The organism is Staphylococcus caprae (genome assembly GCF_002902725.1).
Lineage (GTDB): Bacteria > Bacillota > Bacilli > Staphylococcales > Staphylococcaceae > Staphylococcus > Staphylococcus caprae.
This window is the reverse complement of record NZ_PPRT01000060.1, coordinates 1-7509: the sequence shown is the minus strand read 5'-3', so window position 1 is coordinate 7509 and position 7509 is coordinate 1. Positions and strand designations below refer to the sequence as shown.

Sequence of the window (7509 nt, the reverse complement as noted above, 5' to 3'; positions counted from 1 at the left end):
TCAAATTAAATGGAACAACTTCTTATTAAAACAACGTTAAAGATTCTGACTTTGTATAGAACTGTATACTATTTTAACTTTGCAACAGAACCATGCTTTCTACATTATTACATTTCTCTTAACTGAATGTATGTTACATTTTCTAAATTAATATACATAGGCACTGGATTAAGTACTTTAATAATTTTTTCAGAACTTTGTGAATAGTCTATTTTTCTTGCAACTACTGAATCTCCAGAATGAAAATAAACTTCTATACTATTTACTGTATTTAATTCTAATTCTTGTTTTAATTGCTCTATTATCACAAACAAAAACTCCTTTCCAAATTATTTTGAAAAACCACATTTTAAATTAATTACTGTGTCTTCTGGTTTAATAATATTTTTAACACATTCTGAGAATACTTCCCTATAATAGCCCATACAAGTGTTTTATGCTTTAATAAATCAATGACTTAGCTTTTTTATTTCTCTACTCCGTATTTCAATTTTGTTAAATATACTTTATTTTGTTTTTAAAAAATTCTATATACTCATCTCTACTATTTTGATCTTTATCAATTTCATATGCGATTAATGTATCTAAACATTGCATTCCAGTATATTCAACTATTCCATGACTAATGTGAAATAGTACTTGTTTGTGTATATCTCCTGATGAACCATGTATTTTAAAACTATCTTCTGATGAACCAGTTGTTGTACTTATAATAGCTTTTTTATTAGATAATCTGGCGTTCTTAAACTTCCCATATGCCCCTCCATAAATCCCTCCATATATTAAAACTTTATCAAACCATCCTTTTAATATTGCAGGAACACTCGACCACCATAAAGGGAATTGAAAAATAATAATATCCGCCCACAATAGTTTGCTTAATTCAGATTTAATTTCCTTACTTAATATGTTATTTTTGTAAGCATGCTCTTGTTCTATAGGATATTTAAAAAAGTTATTATTTTTTAAATATTTAAAATCAGATTTTTGAGCAACAGGGTTAAAATTCATTTTATACAAATCAGATACAACGACATTATTACCATTCTCCTTCAATACTGTTTGTGCAATATCTTTAAGTTTACTATTAAAAGATTGAGGTTCAGGGTGCGCATATACTATTAGAATATTCATTTAACTTCTCCTATATAGTGTTTTGCAATATTTACGTTTTATAGATTATTCCACCATTCAAAGTTATCTTGTTTAAGTAATTGATCACTTTCTTTAGGTCCAAAACTTCCTGGTTTATACTGTGGTATTGTTACGTTAGATTTTTTCCATTCAGTACTTATATAATCTATAAATTCCCATGAATGTTTAAGTTCTTCCCAATGTACAAAATTAGTTTGATTTCCTATTAAAGCATCACATATAAGTGATTCATAAGCATCCACTACTTGTTTTTTATCTATTAAGTTATAGATTTGTATATTATGGTTTCTATTATTTCTAGTTGATTTATTTTCATAAATATATAGTGATATTTGGGCATTAGGTTCTATATTTATTACCATTAAATTACAATCAATATCTTCATTATCATTTTCATAGATTAATTTACTATTTAATTTTTTAAATTCTATAACAACTTCTATTGCTTTTTTATTTAAACGCTTTCCTGTACGAATATAAAACGGTGTCCCTTTCCATCTATCATTATTAATGAGTAATTTCCCTGCTACAAATGTTTCTGTTGTTGAATCACTATTAACACCTTTTTCTTCATGATATGACATTATCGGAGTTTCATTAATAATACCATTAATATATTGTCCTCTAACAAAATATTTGTGTACATCAGCCCCTTTCAAAAATTTTATATTGTTTAAAAGTTCGATTTTTTTTAGTCTAATATCTTTACTATTTCTGCTTTCGGGTTTCTCCATAGCAATAAGAGTAAGTATTTGTAGTGCATGATTTTGCACCATATCTTTAAGCGCTCCTGTAGAATCATAGTATTGGCCTCTATCTTCAATGCCTAAAGTTTCCGATAGAGTTATTTGAACATTTGATATATACTTGTTGTTCCACAATGGTTCAAATATTGTATTACCAAAACGTAAAGATTCAATATTTTGCACCATCTCTTTACCTAGATAATGATCTATTCTAAATATTTCTTCTTCTTTAAAATACTGTCTTATGTGTTTATTTAAGTCTTCAGCAGATTTCAAATCTTTTCCAAATGGTTTTTCTATTATTAATCTTGAAAATCCATTTGTATCAGAAAGACCTGATTGGCTTATGCTTTGAGTTATAATTTTAAAAAATTGAGGATTCATTGCTAAGTAAAATAATCTATTGCCATCCAAACAATATTTTTTATCAATATCATTGGAAAGTTCCTTTAATTTATTCCAACTTGTTTTATCTTCAACATTTTGTTGAAAGTAAAATATGTTATCTAAAAATAAGTTCACCATTTCAAAATTTTCTTGGCTTAATAAAATTTGTTTTACTTTACTTCTATATTCTTCATCACTTATATCCTCTAAACCCGTAGAAATGATAACTAATTTCTTAAAGTGACCCTTTTTATAAAGATTAAAAATAGAAGGTAGTAATTTCCTGTAACTTAAATCTCCTGTCCCGCCAAATATTGTTATTAATGATGATAAATTTTTATCCAAAGCAGTTCCCCCCTTTTACTTGATTAGCTAGTTTCTGGTTTTCATTCCGTAACAGTAATTATATTACTCTTCATCCCATTGTGTGTGGAACACACCTTCACGGTCTTTACGTTCATAAGTATGTGCACCAAAATAGTCACGTTGTGCTTGGATAAGATTAGCTGGCAAATCTTCAGAACGATAACTATCATAGTAGTTCACACTTGCAGAGAATCCTGGTGTCGGTACACCGTTTTTAACGCCTGTTGCTACGACGTCTCTTAATGCATCTTGGTAATCTGTAACAATATTTTTGAAGTATGGATCTAATAATAAGTTTTCAAGTTCTGGATTATTATCGTAAGCATCTTTAATTTTTTGCAAGAATTGTGCACGAATGATACAACCTTCACGCCAAATCATTGCCAGTTCACCTAATTTTAAGTTCCATTCGTGATCTTCGCTCGATTTTCTCATTTGCGCAAAGCCTTGAGCGTAAGAACAAATCTTACTCATATATAATGCTTTTCTGATTTTTTCTAAGAATTCTTCTTTATTACCATCAAATGAAGCTTGTGGTCCATTTAATGATTTAGACGCATTAACACGTTCTTCTTTAATGGATGAAATGAAACGAGCAAATACCGATTCAGTGATAATTGTTAATGGAATTCCTAATTCTAATGCATTAATAGAAGTCCATTTACCTGTACCTTTTTGACCAGCAGTATCTAATATTTTTTCTACTAATGGTTCATTATTTTCATCTAATTTAGTGAAAATATCACCAGTAATTTCTATTAAGTAACTTTCGAGTTCTCCAGCATTCCAATCTTTGAATGTTTGAGAAATTTCAGTATGACTCATACCTAATAAGTCTTTCATCATTGTATAACTTTCAGCGATTAATTGCATATCTGCATATTCAATACCGTTATGAACCATTTTCACATAATGACCTGCACCATTTGGGCCAATGTATGTTACGCAAGATGCGCCATCTTGCGCTTTAGCTGCAATGGCATCTAAGATATCACTGACTTTATTATAAGCGGCTTCTTGACCACCAGGCATTAATGAAGGACCAGTTAAAGCGCCTACTTCACCACCTGATACGCCCATACCAATGAAATTAACGCCACTTTCAGCTAATGTTTTATTTCGACGAATTGTATCTTGATAGTTTGTATTACCACCATCAATTAAAATATCTTCATCGTCTAATAATGGAAGTAAGGCATTTATCATGTTATCCGTAGGACTACCAGCCTTAATCATCAACAAAATTTTACGGGGTTTTTCTAATGAATCTACAAATTCTTTCAAGTTATACGCAGGATATATCTTTTGATAATGAGACTTTTGAATAGTATCATTAATTTCATTATTATCTCTACTATGAATACTCACAGAATATTTCTTATCCTCGATGTTCCACGCAAGATTTTTTCCCATAACACCTAAACCTAAAATTCCAATATTACTAGACATTGTATCCTCTCATTTCTTTATAGTTTATAACCTACAATATTGCTTCAAGATCTTTTTTCATATCTTCAAATCCTGGTTTACCAAGTAAAGCAAACATATTTTGTTTATACGCTTCTACACCAGGTTGATTGAATGGATTTACGCCTAATTGATAACCACTCATAGCACAAGCAAGTTCGAAGAAGTAAACGACATAACCAAATGTTTCTTCATCTAATTGTGGAATGTTAACAACGATATTTGGAACGCCACCATCAGTATGTGCTAATAATGTACCTTCAAACGCTTTTGTATTAACTTCATCAATTGTTTTACCAGCAAGATAATTTAATCCATCTAAATCGTCACTATCTTCTTCAATAGTAAGATCATGTTTTGGATGATTCACTTTTACAACTGTTTCAAATAAGAAACGACGACCTTCTTGTACGTATTGTCCTAATGAATGTAAATCAGTTGTGTAGTTAGCACTTGAAGGATAAATACCTTTAAAGTCTTTACCTTCTGATTCACCGAATAATTGTTTCCACCATTCATTGAAATATTGCATTGAAGGTTCATAGTTAATAAGCATTTCAGTTGTATAACCTTTGCTATACAGAAGGTTACGGATTGTTGCATATTGATAAGCAATATTTTCTTCTAATTTGTCAGAAGATAATTCTTTACGTGCTTTTGCTGCACCAATCATCATTGCTTCAATATTAATACCTGCAGCTGCGATTGGTAATAAACCTACAGCAGTTAAAACTGAATAGCGACCACCTACATCATCAGGTACTACAAATGTTTCATAGCCTTCATTCGTAGCTAATTGTTTTAATGCACCTTTTTGTTTATCTGTTGTAGCAAAGATACGTTTTTTAGCTTCTTCTTTGCCATATTTATTCTCAACTAATTGTTTGAATAAACGGAATGCAACTGCTGGTTCTGTAGTTGTACCAGATTTAGAAATGACGTTTACAGAGAAATCTTTGTCAGCTAAATAATCTACTAATTCTTTTGTATAGCTTGATGATAAATGGTTACCTACAAAAACAATTTCAGGATAGTCATTATTTGTTCTAAATGAAGATGTTAGCATTTCAATAGCAGCACGTGCACCAAGGTATGAGCCACCAATACCAATAACAACTAACACGTCAGAATTTGCTTTAATACGTTTAGAAGCTTCTACAATTCTTGAAAACTCTTCTTTATCGTAATCAACTGGAAGGTCTACCCAACCCAAGAAATTATTTCCTGCACCAGTTCCTTCATGTATCGTTTTGTGTAATGTCTTCACGATATCTTTTTGTTGTTCTAATTCATGTTCTCCAAAAAATTCTAAAGCCTTACCATAATCTAATTGAATATGAATCATCTAAAAAGCCTCCAAATTTGTAATTATTAATCTTATATTTACAATTCCAACTGTACACTACAGTGTAATATTATTCATACTGAAAAAATAGTCACCCCTTTAGATAAGCTGACATTCCTTATATGCCAATTTTGTCAGTATTGATTTATTGATAATTATGTCAAAATAAAGGTATAAATTAATGAAAGGATGAATTATAGTGGAATTACAATTAGCTATTGATTTATTAAATAAAGAAGAAGCAGCAGAACTTGCGAAAAAAGTAGAAGAATATGTTGATATTGTAGAAATTGGTACACCAATTGTGATTAACGAAGGTTTACCTGCCGTTCAACATTTAAATGAAAATATTAGCAATGCTAAAGTATTAGCAGACCTAAAAATCATGGATGCAGCAGACTATGAAGTAAGCCAAGCTGTTAAATTCGGCGCTGATGTTGTAACAATTTTAGGTGTAGCAGAAGATGCGTCAATTAAAGCAGCAGTTGAAGAAGCACATAAAAATGACAAACAATTATTAGTAGATATGATTGCTGTTCAAGATTTAGAAAAACGTGCGAAAGAATTAGATGAAATGGGTGCTGACTATATTGCAGTGCACACTGGTTATGATTTACAAGCTGAAGGACAATCTCCATTAGATAGCTTACGTAAAGTTAAATCAGTAATTAAAAATTCTAAAGTCGCAGTTGCTGGTGGTATTAAACCTGATACAATTAAAGAAATTGTTGCAGAGGAACCTGACTTAGTAATCGTTGGTGGCGGTATCGCAAATGCTGATGACCCTGTAGAAGCAGCTAAACAATGTCGTGACGCTATTGAAGGTAAATAATGATGACAACTTTTAATCATTATCAATTAATTTTACATGAGTTAAAGGGCACTTTATCTCATGTTAAAGATGAAGAATTTGATGGATTTGCATCAGAAGTAACTGAAGCATCACGCATATTTGTTGCAGGTAAGGGTCGTTCTGGATTCGTTGCAAATAGTTTTGCAATGAGACTCAATCAATTAGGAAAGCAAGCATTTGTTATTGGCGAATCAACAACACCATCAATTCAAAAAGGTGATTTATTTATTGTGATTTCTGGTTCGGGTTCAACAGAACACCTTCGCTTATTAGCAGATAAAGCGAAATCAGTTGAAGCAGAAGTGGTATTACTAACAACTAAACTAGATTCTGCAATTGGTGAAATTGCAGACACAGTAGTTGAATTACCAGCAGGTACAAAACACGATGCTACTGGGTCTGATCAACCGTTAGGTAGTTTGTTTGAACAATCATCACAAATCTTTTTAGATAGTGTAGTCATTGGACTAATGACACAATTAGATGTTGATGAAACAACTATGCAAAATAATCATGCCAATTTAGAATAGATATAAATAAGCAGTTAATGCGGAAGATTATATAATCTTCCGCATTAACAATGTAAATTCTAATATTATAGAAGAAAGAAGGATGAAAATTGTATTATAAAGGAAAAGAATTTTTCACTTCTAAAGATTTAGCTTTATGTGTTATCGGAGGAAAGTGGAAGATCCCTATAATTTTTCATTTACTTCAAGACAAAGTATTGAGATTAAGTGAGCTACAAAAAAAGTTGCCGCATGTCAATCAAAGGATGCTAATAAGACAACTTAGAGAATTAGAAGAGGACCAAATTATTGAAAGACATATTTATTCTGTAGTTCCCCCAAAAGTGGAGTATAAGCTGACATCTATAGGCTACAAGCTAGATAAGGTGGTTTATGCAATATGCGAATGGGGTGATTTATTCAAGGATGAAATAATACATTAAAAAGTTCTGGTGCAAATTAAAAATAAAGTTAACTACTCTCTTATAATGTAAGTATTCAATTAGCTGACTAACATGTATTAATTTCGCCGTTCTATGAAATTAAGGTTCTGTTGCAAAGTGAAAATAGTATACAGTTCTATACAGAGTCAGAATCTTTAACGTTGTTTTAATAAGAAGTTGTTCCATTTAATTTGATTAATGTTTCATTTTTTTGTATATATATGATGTAATTTTTAAC

The 7509-nt window shown here is 30.7% G+C and carries 8 protein-coding genes; 3 read left to right on the top strand and 5 right to left on the bottom strand.

Annotated elements, in window-relative coordinates; all coding sequences use genetic code 11:
• Window positions 1-107: 107 nt before the first annotated feature.
• The 5 genes from CD155_RS10635 to CD155_RS10615 all read right to left on the bottom strand — a co-directional run bounded on the left by CD155_RS10635 (window position 108) and on the right by CD155_RS10615 (window position 5466).
• Window positions 108-308 (bottom strand): hypothetical protein, encoded by a 201-nt coding sequence (locus CD155_RS10635; RefSeq protein ID WP_103213308.1) that lies wholly within the window; start codon window positions 306-308, stop codon window positions 108-110.
• 187 nt (window positions 309-495) lie between these two features.
• On the bottom strand, window positions 496-1134 hold the full coding sequence (locus CD155_RS10630) for an NAD(P)H-dependent oxidoreductase (RefSeq protein ID WP_074381996.1): 639 nt from the start codon (window positions 1132-1134) through the stop codon (window positions 496-498).
• A 38-nt stretch (window positions 1135-1172) separates the two neighbouring features.
• Entirely contained in the window at window positions 1173-2633 is a 1461-nt protein-coding gene (gene zwf, locus CD155_RS10625; protein WP_103213307.1) for a glucose-6-phosphate dehydrogenase, read from the bottom strand.
• Between the two features lie 63 nt (window positions 2634-2696).
• Window positions 2697-4103 carry an NADP-dependent phosphogluconate dehydrogenase gene (gnd, locus tag CD155_RS10620; RefSeq protein ID WP_053022831.1) on the bottom strand — a complete coding sequence of 469 codons (1407 nt, stop codon included), beginning with the start codon at window positions 4101-4103 and terminating at the stop codon, window positions 2697-2699.
• A gap of 31 nt (window positions 4104-4134) precedes the next feature.
• Window positions 4135-5466: a glucose-6-phosphate isomerase gene (locus CD155_RS10615; RefSeq protein ID WP_103213306.1), complete on the bottom strand. Its 1332-nt coding sequence runs from the start codon at window positions 5464-5466 to the stop codon at window positions 4135-4137.
• A gap of 199 nt (window positions 5467-5665) precedes the next feature.
• On the opposite strand from CD155_RS10615, the gene hxlA reads away from it, so the two are divergent.
• The 3 genes from hxlA (at window position 5666) to CD155_RS10600 (ending at window position 7271) form a co-directional block, all read left to right on the top strand.
• A complete protein-coding gene (gene hxlA, locus CD155_RS10610; RefSeq protein WP_002449613.1) occupies window positions 5666-6298 on the top strand; it encodes a 3-hexulose-6-phosphate synthase in 633 nt (210 codons plus the stop codon).
• A 2-nt stretch (window positions 6299-6300) separates the two neighbouring features.
• Window positions 6301-6849 carry a 6-phospho-3-hexuloisomerase gene (gene hxlB, locus CD155_RS10605; protein WP_172605789.1) on the top strand — a complete coding sequence of 183 codons (549 nt, stop codon included), beginning with the start codon at window positions 6301-6303 and terminating at the stop codon, window positions 6847-6849.
• A gap of 89 nt (window positions 6850-6938) precedes the next feature.
• Window positions 6939-7271 (top strand): winged helix-turn-helix transcriptional regulator, encoded by a 333-nt coding sequence (locus CD155_RS10600; protein ID WP_002505086.1) that lies wholly within the window; start codon window positions 6939-6941, stop codon window positions 7269-7271.
• Window positions 7272-7509 lie beyond the last annotated feature (238 nt).

What these genes read in the sequence shown, in the direction of transcription:
- CD155_RS10630 (WP_074381996.1), bottom strand. Translation starts at nt 1,134, where the DNA reads ATGAATATTCTAATAGTATATGCGCACCCTGAACCTCAATCTTTTAAT.
- gnd (WP_053022831.1), bottom strand. Translation starts at nt 4,103, where the DNA reads ATGTCTAGTAATATTGGAATTTTAGGTTTAGGTGTTATGGGAAAAAAT.
- CD155_RS10615 (WP_103213306.1), bottom strand. Translation starts at nt 5,466, where the DNA reads ATGATTCATATTCAATTAGATTATGGTAAGGCTTTAGAATTTTTTGGA.
- hxlB (WP_172605789.1), top strand. Translation starts at nt 6,301, where the DNA reads ATGACAACTTTTAATCATTATCAATTAATTTTACATGAGTTAAAGGGC.